Origin of the sequence: Rhizorhabdus antheiae (assembly GCF_049889055.1) — a bacterium.
Lineage (GTDB): Bacteria > Pseudomonadota > Alphaproteobacteria > Sphingomonadales > Sphingomonadaceae > Rhizorhabdus.
Map to the genome: position 1 here is coordinate 325,647 of NZ_JBLTWO010000001.1, position 15,367 is coordinate 341,013.

Annotated in this window: 16 protein-coding genes and 1 tRNA gene; 3 read left to right on the forward strand and 14 right to left on the reverse strand. The window is 66.0% G+C overall.

Features of this window, described 5'->3' with window-relative positions; all coding sequences use genetic code 11:
- The first annotated feature begins 56 nt into the window (after positions 1–56).
- Positions 57–2,015, forward strand: a complete 1,959-nt coding sequence (locus ACNI3R_RS01415) for an alpha/beta hydrolase family protein (protein WP_426179286.1) — start codon at positions 57–59, stop codon at positions 2,013–2,015.
- A 1-nt stretch (position 2,016) separates the two neighbouring features.
- Here ACNI3R_RS01415 and ACNI3R_RS01420 read toward each other — a convergent pair whose 3' ends face one another.
- The 4 genes from ACNI3R_RS01420 to ACNI3R_RS01435 form a co-directional block, all read right to left on the reverse strand.
- Positions 2,017–2,673, reverse strand: a complete 657-nt coding sequence (locus tag ACNI3R_RS01420) for a glutathione S-transferase (RefSeq protein WP_426179288.1) — start codon at positions 2,671–2,673, stop codon at positions 2,017–2,019.
- Complete coding sequence (gene trhO / locus ACNI3R_RS01425; protein WP_426179290.1) at positions 2,621–3,595, reverse strand: oxygen-dependent tRNA uridine(34) hydroxylase TrhO; 975 nt, start codon at positions 3,593–3,595, stop codon at positions 2,621–2,623. Before trhO ends, ACNI3R_RS01420 begins: the two co-directional genes overlap by 53 nt.
- A gap of 67 nt (positions 3,596–3,662) precedes the next feature.
- Positions 3,663–3,911, reverse strand: coding sequence for a hypothetical protein (locus ACNI3R_RS01430; RefSeq protein ID WP_426179292.1), 249 nt, complete (start codon positions 3,909–3,911; stop codon positions 3,663–3,665).
- Between the two features lie 66 nt (positions 3,912–3,977).
- On the reverse strand, positions 3,978–6,377 hold the full coding sequence (locus ACNI3R_RS01435; RefSeq protein ID WP_426179293.1) for an FtsK/SpoIIIE family DNA translocase: 2,400 nt from the start codon (positions 6,375–6,377) through the stop codon (positions 3,978–3,980).
- A 172-nt stretch (positions 6,378–6,549) separates the two neighbouring features.
- Between ACNI3R_RS01435 and ACNI3R_RS01440 the strand changes: the two genes are divergently transcribed.
- On the forward strand, positions 6,550–7,770 hold the full coding sequence (locus ACNI3R_RS01440) for an FAD-dependent monooxygenase (protein ID WP_426180240.1): 1,221 nt from the start codon (positions 6,550–6,552) through the stop codon (positions 7,768–7,770).
- Positions 7,771–7,793: 23 nt separating this feature from the next.
- On the opposite strand, the gene ACNI3R_RS01445 is transcribed toward ACNI3R_RS01440, so the two are convergent.
- The 3 genes from ACNI3R_RS01445 to ACNI3R_RS01455 are packed head-to-tail and all read right to left on the reverse strand — an operon-like array spanning position 7,794 to position 9,480.
- The gene (locus ACNI3R_RS01445; protein WP_426179294.1) at positions 7,794–7,961 is read right to left on the reverse strand and encodes a Trm112 family protein; all 168 of its coding nucleotides are present in this window, start codon (positions 7,959–7,961) and stop codon (positions 7,794–7,796) included.
- Positions 7,958–8,572, reverse strand: coding sequence for an LON peptidase substrate-binding domain-containing protein (locus ACNI3R_RS01450; protein WP_426179296.1), 615 nt, complete (start codon positions 8,570–8,572; stop codon positions 7,958–7,960). The genes ACNI3R_RS01445 and ACNI3R_RS01450 overlap by 4 nt, the downstream gene beginning before the upstream one ends.
- An 11-nt stretch (positions 8,573–8,583) precedes the next feature.
- Positions 8,584–9,480, reverse strand: coding sequence for a tetratricopeptide repeat protein (locus ACNI3R_RS01455; protein ID WP_426180241.1), 897 nt, complete (start codon positions 9,478–9,480; stop codon positions 8,584–8,586).
- Between the two features lie 176 nt (positions 9,481–9,656).
- Between ACNI3R_RS01455 and ACNI3R_RS01460 the strand changes: the two genes are divergently transcribed.
- Positions 9,657–9,731 (forward strand) — tRNA-Gly (locus ACNI3R_RS01460).
- A gap of 92 nt (positions 9,732–9,823) precedes the next feature.
- Here ACNI3R_RS01460 and ACNI3R_RS01465 read toward each other — a convergent pair.
- The 7 genes from ACNI3R_RS01465 to ACNI3R_RS01495 form a co-directional block, all read right to left on the reverse strand.
- A complete protein-coding gene (locus ACNI3R_RS01465; protein ID WP_426179298.1) occupies positions 9,824–10,090 on the reverse strand; it encodes a Txe/YoeB family addiction module toxin in 267 nt (88 codons plus the stop codon).
- Complete coding sequence (locus ACNI3R_RS01470; RefSeq protein WP_165324103.1) at positions 10,087–10,341, reverse strand: type II toxin-antitoxin system Phd/YefM family antitoxin; 255 nt, start codon at positions 10,339–10,341, stop codon at positions 10,087–10,089. Before ACNI3R_RS01470 ends, ACNI3R_RS01465 begins: the two co-directional genes overlap by 4 nt.
- Positions 10,342–10,463: 122 nt before the next feature.
- Positions 10,464–11,210, reverse strand: a complete 747-nt coding sequence (locus tag ACNI3R_RS01475) for an SDR family oxidoreductase (protein ID WP_426179299.1) — start codon at positions 11,208–11,210, stop codon at positions 10,464–10,466.
- A gap of 84 nt (positions 11,211–11,294) precedes the next feature.
- On the reverse strand, positions 11,295–11,741 hold the full coding sequence (locus ACNI3R_RS01480; protein ID WP_426179300.1) for a nuclear transport factor 2 family protein: 447 nt from the start codon (positions 11,739–11,741) through the stop codon (positions 11,295–11,297).
- A gap of 70 nt (positions 11,742–11,811) precedes the next feature.
- Positions 11,812–14,034 (reverse strand): TonB-dependent receptor, encoded by a 2,223-nt coding sequence (locus tag ACNI3R_RS01485; RefSeq protein ID WP_426179302.1) that lies wholly within the window; start codon positions 14,032–14,034, stop codon positions 11,812–11,814.
- Positions 14,035–14,129: 95 nt separating this feature from the next.
- Positions 14,130–14,849, reverse strand: coding sequence for a TetR/AcrR family transcriptional regulator (locus ACNI3R_RS01490; protein WP_426179305.1), 720 nt, complete (start codon positions 14,847–14,849; stop codon positions 14,130–14,132).
- A gap of 73 nt (positions 14,850–14,922) precedes the next feature.
- Complete coding sequence (locus ACNI3R_RS01495) at positions 14,923–15,360, reverse strand: hypothetical protein (RefSeq protein WP_426179307.1); 438 nt, start codon at positions 15,358–15,360, stop codon at positions 14,923–14,925.
- Positions 15,361–15,367 lie beyond the last annotated feature (7 nt).

Consider the following 15,367-nt stretch of genomic DNA (forward strand, 5'->3'; position numbering starts at 1 on the left):
ATGGGCTGGCCGCCGCCAGCCGCACGGCTATCGATGAGGCTGCTAAGGGGGCAGAAATGATCGTCGTTTCGTGGTTCGCGCGGCTGATTGCCGTATCTCTGATTCTGGCGTGTATTCCGGCCACGGCCGCCCCGCCGCTCGACGTCTATGGCAAGCTGCCGACGCTGGAGATGACCGCAATGTCGCCATCGGGCGAGCGGATCGCGGTGATCGGCATGTTCCAGGGCAAGCGCCAGTTGCTGGTGACCGACGCGAACCGAAAGCTGCTCTCATCGGTCGAGGTCGGCGAATACAAGCTGCGCTCGATCCACTGGGCAGGCAACGAAACCCTGCTGATCCACGCCACCAGCACCTATGCCCTCGGCTTCGGCTTCACGACCGACAAGACCGAACTCAGCACCATGATCGTCGTCAATCTCGGCAAGGGCGCGCCATGGACGATCTTCGAGAAGGAAGATCGTATAACCGGCGGCGTGCGCGGCTATTACGGGGCGATCGAGCGCGACGGTCGCTGGTACGGCTATTTCGGCGGAATCACGCTGGAGCGGTCCGGCTATGATTTCATGCTCAAGAGCACCAAGGCGGAACTCTACGAGGTCGACCTGGAGACGCAAAAGGCGCGCCTCGTGTCGAACCGGGCGCCATCGGATTCGACGTGGCGCGACTGGGTCGTCGCCGCTGACGGCAGCCTCGCTGCTTATCTCGACTATGAAGAAGACCGCGGCGACTGGACGCTCTACAATGGACAGCGTCAGAAGATCGCCAGCGGCCGATCCCCGCTGGGCGACGTCTCGCTGCTCAGCCTGGGGCGCTCCGCAGGCACCGTGATGTATATCGACGAAGATACCGAGGGTCGGCGAAGGGCTTTCGAAGTGCCGCTGACCGGCGGAACGCCCGTCGAGCTGCTGCCGAACGAATATGCAGGGCAGCTCATCACCGACGACCGAAGCCGGCTGACCGTCGGCTACACCCGTGAAGCAGATATCCAGGAGGATCATTTTTTCGACGAGCGGCGTGAAAAGCGCATGGCCGCCGCCCGCCGGGCCTTTCCCGACGCGACGGTGCGCCTGATCGACGCCAACACCAGTTTCGACAAGATGATCGTTCGTACCGACGGGCCGGGCGACCCTCAGAGCTACTGGGTCGTCGACATCAAGACGGGGCGCGCCGAACCGCTCGGCAGCAGCTATGCGATCAATGTGGGCGACGTGGGACCGATGCGGTTGATCCGCTACAAGGCGGGCGATGGCCTCGAGATCGGGGCTGTCCTGACCCTGCCGTCAGGGCGGAGCGAGCGGAATCTGCCGTTGATCGTTCTGCCCCATGGTGGCCCCGCCGCGCGCGACTACCCCGTGTTCGACTGGTGGGCGCAGGCCTATGCATCGCGGGGCTATGCAGTATTGCAGCCCAATTTCCGGGGGTCTGAAGGACTGGGCTCTGCCTTCCGTCTTGCCGGCCGCGGCGAATGGGGCCGCAAGATGCAGACCGACATTTCCGACGGGGTCGCCGATCTCGCGCGGCAGGGCATCATCGATCCGAAGCGCGTGTGCATCGTCGGCGCCAGCTATGGCGGCTATGCGGCGCTGGCGGGTGTCACGCTACAACAGGGGCTTTACCGCTGCGCAGTTTCGGTCGCGGGCGTCGCAGACGTAGCCCGCATGCTTTCTACCAATATCCGCGCGAGCGGGCAGAACCGCACCGTCATACGCGCCTTGCGCACCGAGGTCGGGACAGGCCGGGACATGAAGGAGGTTTCTCCGGCCAATTTCGCGGCGCGCGCAGACGCCCCCATCATGCTGATCCACGGCGTCGACGACATCGTCGTGCCCTTCGACCAGAGCCGCCAGATGGCGTCCGCCCTGTCCCGCGCGGGAAAGCCGCACGAGTTCATCAAGCTCGAAGGCGAGGATCATTGGCTATCGAAGGGGGACACGCGGCTGGCGATGCTCAAGGCCTCGGTCGCCTTCGTCGAGAAGCACAACCCGCCCGACCCGGCGCCGGCGGCAAAGCCCTGAATCAGGCGGGGAAGAGGATCGGCGCGTCGCCGGCTTTCCAGGGCGCGAGGCGCACCATGATCGCGGCGAAGAGATCGCTTTCGAGCAGGTTGGCGAGCCAGTGCCGGGTCGCCGGCAGCGGCTGCGCGTCGAACCACGGGCGGTCGACCTCGGCGAACTGCCGGACGAAGGGGAAGAGGGCGATGTCGGCCAGCCCCCGCCGATCGCCACACAGATAGGGGCGATCGGCAAGGCGCTGCTCCAGCTCATCGAGCAGCGCCAGCCCCTCGGCGCGGTGCAGCGTCGCGTCGCTGCCATGCCGCTCGGGATATTTGTAGCGGTCGAGATGATGCTTGAACGGCCCGTCATTGGCCGCGATCAGCATAGGGTCGTCGCGATCGAGCCAGGCTTCGGGATCGGCCCGGCCGAGCGCCCAGCGCATGATGTCGAGGCTCTCGTCGAGCGTTCTGCCGTCGGGCAGGCACAGCACCGGCACCGTCGCCTTGGCCGATGCCGCCGCCAGTTCGGGCGGCTTGGCGGACAGCTTCACCTCGCGGATCTCGCAGCGCTGCTCCGATACGAGCATCGCCATCCGCGCCCGCATCGCATAGGGGCAGCGTCGAAAGCTATAGAGGATCGGCAGCGCGGTCATCGGTACCGGGCAGGACGGCGCCGACATGAGCGATGCCGCGCTGGGCCGCGAGGCGCTCCTGCCGGTTGCGTTCGGCATAGCGGCGGCGCTGCTCCTCGTCGCGCTCATCATGACAGGCGGGGCAGCACACGCCCTCCACGTAGAGCGCGGATTGCCGGTCTTCGGGGCTGACGGGCCGGCGGCAGGCGAAGCACAGGCTGTGGCTGCCGGGGGCGAGGCCATGGCCAACGGCCACCCGCTGGTCGAAGACGAAGCATTCGCCTTCCCACAGGCTTTCGGCGGGATCGACCGTCTCCAGATATTTCAGGATGCCGCCCTTGAGGTGATAGACATCCTCTATCCCCTCGGCCTTCACGAAGGCGGTCGCCTTTTCGCAGCGTATGCCGCCGGTGCAGAACATGGCGATGCGCGGCGTCTTGCCCTGCCCCGCGAGCCGCTCGCGCTCGGCCCGGAACCAGGCAGGAAAATCGCGGAAGCTGGGCGTCTTCGGATCGATCGCGCCGGCAAAGCTGCCGATCGCCACCTCATAATCGTTGCGCGTGTCGATCACGACCACCTCGGGATCGGCGATCAGCGCGTTCCATTCCTTGGGCTCGACATAATGACCGACCCCTTCGAGCGGATCGATGTCGGGCTGCCCCATCGTCACGATCTCGCGCTTCGGCCGGACCTTCATCCGGTGGAAGGGCATCGCCGCCGCACGCGAATATTTGATCTCGATGTCGGCGCAGCCGGGGATCGCGCGAATATGGTCGACGATCGCGGCGATCGCGTCATCGGCTCCGGCGATGGTTCCGTTCAGCCCTTCTCGCGCGACCAGCAGCGTGCCCTTGATGCCCAGCTCCGCGCAGCGCTGGGCCAGTGGCACGCGCACCGCTTCGGGATCGTCGAAGCGCGCGAAGCGATAGAGCGCCGCGACGCAGATGGGCAGTGCCGGCGGATCGGTCATGGCGCGTGCCTATGGCAAGAGATCGCCACAAGGCAAAGCGGGATTATGCGGAGGGCCTATGGCCGGTTCAGCCCTCGGGTTGGGCAGGCTCAGGCGACAGGGCGGGTGACGAAGCCTCTTCGGCCTGTACGGGCCGGCGTTCGCCCAAACGGACAGGCCGGGATGTCACGCCGGCATCGCCCCTTGCTGCCGCTTCAGCATCGCGCTGCGCCCGTTCGGCAACGACTGCATCGACATCGAAGTCGATCGGCAGGCCCTGGGCGGACAGAGCGGACGGAAGCGCGGACAGGCCGAGCAGGAGCGGGAGCAGCTTCATGTTCTCTCCCTCGCACCGATTCGCACCATCCGCCGTGATCGACATCACAGCCGGGCGCGGCGCGACTCAGTTCAGGAAGCGCCCCAGATCGGCAACGTCGACCAGCACTTCGCGACGACCGACATGATCGGGCTGCGACACGATCCCGTCCTTTTCCAGCCGCTCGATCAGGCGGGCTGCCGAATTATAGCCGACGCGCAGCTGCCGCTGGAGCCAGCTGGTCGAGGCCTTGCGATTCTCGACCACCAGCTGGATCGAGCGGCGATAGGCCTGGGTTTCGGGATCGTCCGGGCCGGTCGGACCGCCCTCCATCGCGAAGCCGCCATCTTCGGGCTCCTCGGTGACGGCCTGGATATAGTCGGGCGTGCCCTGCGACCGCCAATGGTCGGCCACCGCGCGGACCTCGTCGTCGGACACGAACGGGCCATGGACACGGACGATCTGCTTGCCGCCGGGCATGTAGAGCATGTCGCCCTTGCCCAGCAGCTGCTCGGCGCCCTGCTCGCCCAGGATCGTGCGGCTGTCGATCTTGCTGGTAACCTGGAAGCTGATCCGCGTCGGCAGGTTCGCCTTGATCACGCCGGTGATGACGTCGACCGACGGCCGCTGCGTCGCCATGATCAGGTGGATGCCCGCCGCACGCGCCTTCTGCGCGAGCCGCTGGATCAGGAATTCGACCTCCTTGCCGGCGGTCATCATCAGGTCGGCAAGCTCGTCGACGATCACCACGATCTGCGGCAGCGGATCGAACTCCAGCTTCTCTTCCTCATAGATCGGCTGGCCGGTTTCCGCGTCATAGCCGGTCTGAATGCGGCGGCCGAGCGGCTGCCCCTTGGCCTTGGCCGCCCGCACCCGCTCGTTGAAGCTGGCGAGGCCGCGCACCCCGACCGAGGACATCATCCGGTAGCGGTCCTCCATCTGCTCGACCGCCCATTTGAGCGCGCGCACCGCCTTTTGCGGTTCGGTCACGACCGGCGACAGCAGATGGGGAATGTCGTCATAGATGCTCAGTTCGAGCATCTTCGGATCGATCATGATCATCCGGCACTGATCGGGCGTCAGCCGGTAGAGCAGCGACAGGATCATCGAGTTGATGCCGACCGACTTGCCCGAGCCGGTGGTGCCCGCGACCAGCAGATGCGGCATGGGTGCGAGATCGGCGATCACCGGATCGCCACCGATATTCTTGCCCAGCACCAGCGCCAGGCCCGAAGCGGCTTCCTCGAAGGCATCGCTCGCGATCAGTTCGGACAGCGAGACGGTCTCGCGCTTGGCATTGGGCAGTTCGATACCGATCACCGTGCGGCCGGGAATGACCGCGATGCGCGCCGACATGGCCGACATGTTGCGCGCGATATCGTCGGCCAGCGCGATCACGCGGCTCGCCTTGATGCCGGCGGCGGGCTCCAGCTCGTACATGGTGACGACGGGACCGGGGCGGATCTCGACGATCCGGCCCTTGACGTTGAAGTCGTCGAGCACGGTTTCCAGCAGGCGGGCGTTGCGCTCCAGCGCGGCCTTGTCGATCGTCTTGTTCGTCGCGGGCGGCGCCGGTGCCAGCAGCGACAGGCTGGGCAGCTTGTAGGTATCGCCGAGAGGGAGCGAACTCTGTCGGTCGCGCGCGACCGCCTTGGCGGAAGGCGCGGCCGCCTTCTTGCGGTCGGCGATGACCGGCGGCGGGGCGATCTCGGCATCCTCGTCGATCGGCGCATGCCGCGGCGGACGAACCGGCACCGGATCGCGGTCGATCGTGCTGATGTCGGTATCGTCGAACGGCGGATCCCCGTCGTCCATGTCGAAGGGTTCGGCGGGACGGCGCGCATGGGCGCCGCGCCGCAGCAGCCAGTCGCGCTCGTCCGCCTCCAGCCCGAGCCCCCATATCCAGAGCGACAGGCCGAGAATCGCCAGCAGAGCGGCGCTGCCCAGCCGGACGCCATTGGCGACCATCGGATCGGCGATCTGCTCCAGCCCGTAGCCGACCAGCGCCGCACCGCCGAGGCCGAGGCTTCCGCCATAGCCGGCCGGGAGCCCCGCGACCGAACCGCCCCGGAACAGCGCGAGACCGACCCCCATCAGCGCGATGGAACACAAGGCGATCGCGATCGAGCGGCCCCAGCGGCCGACCGGATGCGCGCGCCACATCCGCAGGCCCCAGACGAAGCCGAGAGGCAGCAGGAGCACGATGGCGGGGCCGAAGAGACTCAGCCCCAGATCGGCGATCCAGGCACCGACCGGCCCGAAGACATTTTTTGGGGGGCCGCCGGCGGCGGTGTTCAGCGACGGATCGGTGACATGATAGCTGGCAAGCACGAAGCCGAGCGCGATCGTCCCCGCGATCAACGCAAGAGCGGCGAGCAGGCTTCCGGCGCGGCGGCCCATGCCCGCGAGCGCGTTGCGCCAGCCTGTCGGCTGGGGCGTCGACGGCGTCTCGTCTTCGCCTGCGATCCTGATGCTGCGACTTGCCATGATTCCATCCGCCGGCGGGACGACCGGCGCCCGCATGAATATGCAGAGTGGAGAATCCCATAGCGCGGAGTCCCGGTCAAGCGAGCCGCGCGTCGCTTCGTCGCGCCGCCCCGTCCCAAGGGACATGACGGGAGTGGTGGCGCCCGCCCCAGCTTGGGCCTATGACGAGATCATGGAACGGCAGGACGTCATCATCCTGGGCGGAGGGCTGGTCGGCCTGACGCTCGGCATCGCTCTCTCGAAGCATGGCATCAAGGCGGCGGTCATCGACCCGGCCGACCCGCAGGCGGTGCTGGCCGCCGGCTTCGACGGCCGCGCGTCTGCGGTCGCCAGCGCGCCCTGGCGCATGCTCGACTCGATCGGCGTCGGTCCGCTGCTCGCCGGCAAGGGCTGCGCGATCGATGCGATCAGCGTGCAGGACGGGCTCAGCCCCGAGGCGCTGATGTTCGAGCCCCCGGCCGATGACGGCGCGCTGGGCCATATGTTCGAAAATCGCGATCTGCGCATCGCGCTCGACACCGCTGCGCGCGCGGCGGAAGGGCTGACGCTGCTCCGCCCGCTGCGGCCGGTCGACGTCCGCCGCGACCTGGACGGCGTTGCGGTGACGCTGTCGGACGGCCGCGTCGTCGAAGGTGCGCTGCTGATCGGCGCCGAGGGGCGGCAATCGCCGACGCGCGAGGCGGCGGGCATCACCGTGGCGCGGTGGAGCTATGGCCATGTCGCGATGATCACCGGGATCGTCCACGACAAGCCGCATGGCAATGTCGCCTATGAGATCTTCTATCCGTCAGGCCCATTCGCGATCCTGCCGCTGGTCGACGGACCTGAAGGCGAGCATCGCTCGGCCATCGTCTGGACCGTCTCGGCCAAGGATGCACCGGCGATGCTGGGCCTGCCCGATCGCGCCTGGCAGGCCGAGGCCGCGAAGCGCATGGGTGGGCTGCTGGGCGACTTCCGCCTCGCCTCCCCCCGCTCCTCCTATCCGCTCGACTTCCACCACGCCGCCCGCATCACCGACACGCGGCTGGCGCTGGTCGGCGACGCCGCGCATGGCATCCATCCGATCGCGGGCCAGGGCGTCAATCTCGGCTATCGCGACGTGGCCGCGCTGACCGAGGTGCTGGTCGAGGGCATGCGTCTCGGCCTCGATCCGGGCGACGCCCAGCTGCTCGCCCGCTATCAGCGCTGGCGCAGCCTCGACAGTTTCATGGTGGCGGCTTCGACCGACGGGCTCACCCGCCTGTTCGGCGTACCGGGACGAGCGGCCCGCACAGTTCGCCGCATCGGCCTCGGTGCCGTCCAGCGGCTCGGGCCGCTCAAAGGCCGCTTCATGGCAGAGGCGCGCGGCGAGACCGGCAAGCTGCCGAAACTGCTCCAGGGGCTGGCGATCTAAAGACCGCGCGAAAACCTATCCGTTCAGAGCGGGCGAGCGTCCTCGACGATCATGACCGGCACGCCCTCCCGGATCGGGAAGGCCAGGCCCGCCGCGTCCGAAATCAGCTCCTGCCGCGCCTCGTCATGGCGTAGCGTGGTGCGCGTCACCGGGCAGACGAGGATGGCGAGCAGTTCGGGATCGACGCTCATTGGAGCGTCGCCCCGTCATCGTCGCCCCGCCGGAAGAAGGCGAGTATCTGCGCGAGCAGGTCGGCTCGCACGTCGAGCGTATCGGCCTCGAGCAGCGCCTGCTTCGAGGCGGCATCGAACGGCGCAAGCGAACAGATCGCATTGACCAAAGTCTCGTCGTCCAGGCGGCTGACCCCGGTCCAGTCGACTGCGACACCGCGCGCATCCGCGAAGCGGCGCGCCTCGCGCTCTATCTCGGCGCGGACGATACTCGGCAGCGCGTCGGGCGATGGAATGTCGTCGAACGCCTTGAGATCCGCCTCGACCTGCCGGAACGGCGTCGCCACGTCGAGCTCGCGCAGGATACGGAAGCGCGTCAGCCCGGCAAGGATCAGGTTGAACCGCCCGTCGTCGAGCCGCTCCACCTCCTGGATATGGCCGACACAGCCTACGTCGAACAAGGGCGGCGGCTCGCCGGGTCCGCGCGGCTGGATCATCGCGATCCGCCGATCGCGGGCGAGCGAGTCGGACACCATTGCCCGATAGCGCGGCTCGAAGATGTGCAGCGGAAGATGGCCGCGCGGAAAGAGCAGCGCCCCCGCCAGCGGAAAGATGGAGAGACGCTCGCCCATGCGCCGGCCGATCAGGTGAACAGGATCGCGGAGAGCCGGCGGCGCTGGTCGCGGACCCACTGGTCCTCCAGGCCGACGACCTCGAACAGCTTGAGCAGACGCTGGCGCGCGGCGCCCTCGTTCCACTCGCGGTCGCGGGCGATGATCTCAAGCAGATTGTCGGCCGCACCGTCGCGATCGCCGCCCGCCATCAGCCCGCCAGCCAGTTCGAAGCGCGCCTCATGATCGTCGGGATTGGCTGCGACCCGCGCGCGCAGCCCGCCGAGATCGTCGACCGGCTGCGCCTCTCGGGCGAGCGCGATTGCCGCCTGGGCGCGCGCAACGGGCGCTTCCTTCATCTTGTCGGCCGGCAGCGTCGCGAGAGCCGCCTCTGCCTCTTCCAGTTCGCCTGCCTGCACCAGCGCGCGGGCCATGCCGCCCAGAACCTCGGCATCCTCGGGCGCCATTTCGGCCAGTTGCCCGAAGATCGACAGCGCTCGTTCGATATCGCCCGCCTCCAGCACCTCCTCGCCCATCGCGATCAGCGGGGCGATATCCTCGTGCATCTTCGCGGCAGCGCCCTGAATCGGCAGCTGGCGGAGGATCTGATCGAGCATCTGCTTGAGCTGGCCCTCGGTCCGCGCGGGCGTCAGATCGGCGACCAGCTGCCCCTGGAACAGCGCATAGACGGTCGGGATCGACTGCACACGGAACTGCGAGGCGATCATCTTCTGCTCGTCGACGTTGATCTTGACCAGTGCGACGCCCTTGTCGGCATAGTCGGCCGCGACCTTGTCGAGGATCGGCCCCAGCGCCTTGCAGGGCCCGCACCATTCGGCCCAGAAATCGAGGATGACGAGCGAGGTCATCGATGGCTCGACGACGTCGCGGCGGAACGCCTCCACCGCTTCCCGATCCGCCGCGCTCATTCCCAGGGTCGCCACCGATGATTCTCCCAATGCCCGTAATCTGGCCCCTTATGTGGGAGGGTGGAGGCCAATGCCAAGGGCCTGCATTTTTTTCGAGAATTGGGCTTGCGGTGTCAAAACACCCGGGCTAATAGCCGCGCCTCGACGGCAGGCATCGCCCGCCGGACAGCGCCAGAGCGGGCGTAGCTCAGGGGTAGAGCACAACCTTGCCAAGGTTGGGGTCGAGGGTTCGAATCCCTTCGCCCGCTCCAGTTTTCGGAAGAAGGCCAGGCAGTTAAGCGATCCGAAAGGGTCGCTTTTTTGCTTATATGCTTTCGGATTGGACCAGAGCAAGCGCCGGCCATCAGTAGTGGAATCGGCACTGGGCGATTTCCAGCTGCTGGTCCGGCGGGCTACCGGCGACACGATAGACCAGCCGGTCCTCGAGCGTGATGCGCCGCGACCACCAGCCCTTCAGATCCCCCTTCAAGGGCTCGGGCTTACCGGTGCCCTTGAACGGACTGCGCTGGCATTCCTTTATCAAGTCGTTGACGCGCTGCAGCGTATTGGGGGCGTTGGCCTGCCAATGAAGATAGTCGTCCCAGGCCGCATCGGCGAAGACGAGCTTCATGGCTCGATCAGATCGCGCGCCTCGCCCTTGCCGCTATCCAGCTGTTGTATTGCCGCCAGCAGACGACCGCGGTTCGCCTCCGTCGACAGCAGATGCATCGACTCCTCGATCGCGTTCCAATCGGACAGGGACACCATCACGACCGACTCCGCTTTCTGGCGCGACACGACTATGGGCGCGCGATCGGCCACGACGCGGTCCATCACCTCCTTGAGGTGGGCGCGCGTGTCGGAATAGCTGATGACGTCCATGGCAATTCTCCTGCAATCTATATGTACCAATTTCTGTACAATTGCAAGAATGTCGCCTTGGCGTGCTGACCTGACCAGAACGGTGCTGCGCCCTGCGGCAGCACCGTTCAGGACATCCCCCCTCAGCGCACCGTCTCTCCATTATCGATCACCATGTTGGTGCCGGTGATGTGGCGCGATTCCTCCGACGCGAGAAACAGGACCAGGTTGGCGACGTCGATCGGCTTGCCCATGCCGTGGTTGCGGGTCTGCTCCATGCCCGCGCTGTCGGCGTCGAGTTCGGCCACCGCCTGTGCGGTCATCGGGGTTTCGATGCCGCCCGGCGCGATCGAGTTGCAGCGGATGCGATAGCCCTGCTCCTGGCAGTGGATCGCGATCGAGCGGCTCATCGAGATGATGCCGCCCTTGGCGCCGGCATAGGCGGGGATCTGGCTGAGGCCGATCATGCCGCCGATCGAGGCCATGTTGATGATCGATCCGCCGCCGCCCTTGGTCATATGCGGGATCGCCGCCTTGCAGCCGAGGAAGGTGCCGTCGAGCATGACGTCGACCTGGATCTTGTAATCGGCGAAGCTCAGCCCCTCTATCGTGCCGAAGCGGACGAGGCCGGCATTGTTGACGAGGATGTCGAGCTTGCCGAAACGCGCGATCGTCTCGGCGATCACCTCGTCCCAGCGCGCCTCGCTGCGGACGTCCTGGTGCAGATAGACCGCACCGGGGATTTCGGCGGCGATACGCTCGCCGAGTTCGTCCTGCACGTCGGTGATGACGACCTTCGCGCCTTCGCGCGCGAGCAGCCGCGCATCCTCGGCACCGAGCCCCGACGCGCCGCCGGTAATGATCGCGACCTTGCCTTCTACCCTGCCCATGTCTCTCTCCTCATCCGGCTCAGCGCCGGCCTTCATGATGTTCGCCCATTATGGAAGGCGGTGTGATCTAGTGACAGCGAAGGATCAGCGGGGCGCGTGAATTTCGGCGAGCGAACCCGGCAGCGGCATCATCGAGAACATCGAATAGCGGCGGCACTTCCAGCCAGCGGGCGTCTCCACCGCATCGAAACGGTACTGCACCTGCACCTCGACGCTGTTGCCGTCCTTCGCGCGGCCCAGGCCGATCACATAGGCGCTCATCGACGCGGTCGCACCGTCATAGGCGTTCGGGCGGAAATTGGTGATGTAATGCGCATGGTGGCTCATGTCGGCGAAGACGCGGTCGAAAAAGGCCTTCATCTCGTCATGGCCGTTCATCACCGGCAGGCCGATCGCCGAGAAATCGAGCACGGCATCCTCGGTGAACAGGTCGAGCAGCCCGTCCACATCTTCGAGGCGGTCGACCGCATAGCAATAGGCGGTCATCAGGTCCTGAAGGGCGACACGCACCTCCATCGGCATGCCGGTCATGAGATACATCCTTTGCTGCTCGAAAAAGCGGGGCCGACCGCGAGGAGATGTGCAGCCGGCCCCTCCGCCGTCACCAGCGGACCTTGAAATCCAGACCATATTCGCGCGGGTTGCCGAGCGAGGCGAGCGTGCCGATCCCGACCAGATTGAGCTTCTGGCCGTAATATTTCTCGTTGAAGAGGTTGCGGCTCCACGCGCCGATCGTCCAGCGCTCGCCATCGGGCGACCAGGACAGCGAGGCGTTCGCCAGGTCGATCGACTGGACGAGTTCGCTCGGCCGGCCGGTGAAGGCGGTAAACTTGCTGCTGGTGTAGCTGTAATTGCCGGTCGCGGTGACGGTACCCCCGCCCAGCGGCTGCTGGATGGTGAAGCCGACATTGGTGTTCCACTTGGGGGAATTCATCAGCCGGTTGCCGGCATAGCTGACCGCCACGGTCTGGCCCGCCGCGTTCAGGACGAAAGTGTCGTACTTGGTGTAATAGGCGTCGAGATAGGCGACGGACCCGTTGAGGGTGATGCCCTCGACCGGCACGAGGGTCGCCTCCAGCTCGACGCCCTTGGTCTTGGCGCCACCGGCATTGCGGATCGACGCCGAGTTGCGGCCGTCGAGATAGGTCAGGTTCTGCGTGACCTGCATGTTCTTATAATCGTTGTAGAACAGCGCCAGGTTCAGGCGCAGGTGCCGGTCGAACAGGTCTGCCTTGGCGCCGACCTCATAGGTGTCGAGATGTTCGGGATCGAACGGGCCGATGTCCTCCGCGACCGCGATGCGGCCCGTGAAGCCGCCCGACTTGAAACCGCGCGCGTGATAGCCATAGAGCAGCACCGACGGTGCCGCCTGCCAGTCGACGCCGATCTTGTAGCCGACGTCGTCCCAAGACTTCGCGCCGCTCGCCGAGATCAGCGAGCCGGGGATCAGCGGGTCATTGAAGCTCGACAGGCCGCCCGGCGTGGTCGTGAAACTGTTCGCGGTGGTCGAGGTGGCGGTCGTCTTCTCATGGCTGACGCGGATACCGCCCTGCAGACGCACCGTATCGGTCAGCTGCACATAAAGCTGCGCGAAGCCGGAGATCGACCAGTTCTTCTGCCGCTGGGTCTGCGGCTGGCCGAGGCCGCGCAGGAAGCCGTCGAGCTTGCCGCCTTGCAGCAGCCGGTATTTCTGACTGAAGTAGAAGGCACCGGCGACCAGCTTGATGCGATCATTGATGTCGCTGTGCAGGCGCAGTTCCTGCGACAGCTGGTGCTGCTTGGTCTGGCGGCGGGTCTGCAGCAGGATGGCCGTCTGCGCGTCGTCGTCGCTGTAGAGATCATTGTCATATTCGCGATAGCTGCTGATCGCGACGAGTTCGCCGATGCCGGTTTCGATATTCTGCGTCAGCGTCACAGCATAGCTGTCGCGGTTGTTGTAATCCGGCTGGTCGAGGCTCTGGCCGCGGCGGAAATTGATGCCCTGGTCGGTCTCACCCGGAGCGTAGAAGAGCTCGCCCGGTCCGGCGATGATGACACCGGTCTGCGATCCGTTGCGGCTGCGATCATATTGGCCGATCAGCGTCGCATTATAGCCGTCGCCCGTATATTTCAGATAGGGCCGCACCGAGGTCATGTCGCGCTTGCCGAGACGGCGATTGTCACCATAGGCGCGGAAAAAGCCGTCCGAACCGGTGTGCAGCACGCTCACCTTGCCGGCGAGCGCATCGCTGATCGGGAAGTTGATCGCGGCGTTCAGGTCGATCCGGTTGTAATTGCCATAGACGATCTGCGCCTCGCCGCCGAACTCGCCGGTCGGCTGCTTGGTGATGACGTTGACGACGCCGCCGGTGGTGTTCGCACCGAACAGCGTGCCCTGCGGACCGCGCAGCACCTCGACCCGCTCGACGTCGAACAGAGACAGGAGCGCGGCGGTGTTCACGCCGACCGGCACGCCGTCGACGACCACCGACACGGTTGTGCCGACATAGGGATCGGCATCGTTCACGCCGACGCCGCGGATCGTGAACACGGCCGAATCCGGCGAATTGGAGAAGCTGTTGATCTGGACGTTGGGAATGGTGTTGGCGAGGCCCTGCACGTCGCGCACCTGGGCGCGCTCCAGCGCCAGGCCGCTGACCGAGGTCACCGCGATCGGAACCTTCTGGATATTCTCGGACCGCTTCTGCGCGGTAACCACGATCTCCTCGACACCGGTGGCGGACGCTTCGTCCGCTGCCGGCGACTGCGCCATCGCGACCGAAGACCAGCCCGCAAGAGCCGTCCCGACCAGCGCCGCGCGCGCGAAACCCTTATATCCCCTCATGCTTTCTCTCCCATAGTCCGACCATTTCGAGTGGTCTGGCTCAATCTATGGTGCACCTGCACCATTTCCGGGAAAGGCGTCAGCTGTGCAAAGAGCTAGTTTGGCAGGTCGCTCTGACGCAGGACTGCGTCGATGCCGCCGACAAGGAAATCCTCAAGATGGTCGTAGAGATCGGCGATAGCCCCGGGCGAGCGCGCGATGCGGGACCGCGCGAGCAGCGAGTCGACATTAGCGTAGACCGATAGCAGATTGGCTTCGATCAGATGATAGGCCGCCCGCGTGCGTTCGGGGAAGGCGTGCGGATAAAGCCGCGCCAGCTGTCCGATGATGCGTTCGTTGAGCGGCTGGAAGGATTGTCCGTGGCTGCGCACATAGTCCGGCTGGTCGAAGCTCATCGTGCTGAGCGCCAGCATGCGAAGATAGCGATGAAGGCCGGCATCCTCCGCCGACAGCCAGGCGCGCGAAACCGACATCACGGCGCGGATGACAAGGCGGAGGTCCGCCTGACCGGCATCGACCTGGGCCTCCATCTCCTCGACGGCCGCGACATAGTCCGCCGTGACCTGGGCCAGGCGCCGGTCGAGCACACCGACGAAGACGTCTTCCTTGGTCGGGAAATAATGCTGGAGCTGCCCCATCTGGACGCCGGCCTCGTCCATGATCTGGCGCAGCGAAACACCCTCGAAGCCGCGTTCGGAAAATTGGCGCTCGGCCGCATCGAGAATCGCCGACCGCGTCCGGAGCCCCTTCGACGTCAGTCGCTTGGGCGGTGAAGCCTGTACTTCGTCGACAGGGCTGGTGCTCGTGCGGGGCATCGACCTTGCGTAGCCATGGCCCACAGGATCGGCAAGCGGCCCGGCTTTGACCGGGCCGCGCAGCGCGATGCGATCAGAGACTGTAGAAGTCGGGAAAGCGCTTCAGCAGTTCGCCGATCTCATTGTCCGATACGTTGAACTCGAAGCCTTCCTCATCGCCCTTGCGGCGATAGCCATAGACATTGGTCCACGACCAGCCGGGGGTGCCGTCGATCGGATAGACTTCCCAGGTCAGATGGCAGAGCGCCGCATCGGCCGACACCGGCACGACCTTGTAGTCGATCAGGCGGATGTCCGTTCCCACGCCGGTGCGGCCGAAACGGGCGACCTGATCGGTGCAGGCGGCATCGGCGGTCGCGCGGTCCTCGAAGCTGTGCACATGGCCCAGCGTGAAGGAGATATAGGGAAACAGATAATGGCCGGCGATGGCGCGGCCATCCTTGTCTAGCATCGCCTGCCCATAGCTGCGGCACAGCCCTTCGGGGCCCTTCAGCGCGGTGGTCGTCGTCATGTCTTTC